General features: G+C 78.9%; 1 pseudogene. It reads left to right on the forward strand.

Annotated elements, in window-relative coordinates:
* Positions 1-460, forward strand: a pseudogene (locus ACFHPP_RS31380) (hypothetical protein); the annotation flags it as partial.

Consider the following 460-nt stretch of genomic DNA (forward strand, 5'->3'; position numbering starts at 1 on the left):
GAGGCCGGCGGCGCCCGGGCGCCCTTGCGCGCCGCCCTGGTGCGCCACTGGGGCACCACGGGCCTGCTGCGGGCGCCGCTGCCGCTCACCGGCGCCAGCGCGCTGCGCGCCGAGGTGGCGTGGGATTTTGCGACATGGATCCCGGTGTTCCTGCAGGCGCTGGCCGAGGAGGCCGAGGACAGCCTGGCCCTGCTCCAAAATCTCGAGCGCGGCTGGTCCGCCGCCCGCCACGCCACCGCCGGCCACCGCCGCGCCTCCCGCACCCCCGCCGCCGTCGACCTGCTGGCCGCCCTGCCGCTGCTCTCCGCCACCGCCCTCGCCGGCGCGCTCGGGATCTCGATCAAAAGCGCGCTCGCCATCCTCGACCGCCTGGTCCAGGACGGCGTCGCCGTCGAGGTCACCGGCCGCGCCGCCCGCCGGCTGTTCGGCCTCCGCGGCCTGGCGCCGCTCGCCGCCGCCG

The sequence above is a fragment of the Falsiroseomonas sp. E2-1-a20 genome (assembly GCF_051433195.1).
Lineage (GTDB): Bacteria > Pseudomonadota > Alphaproteobacteria > Acetobacterales > Acetobacteraceae > Falsiroseomonas.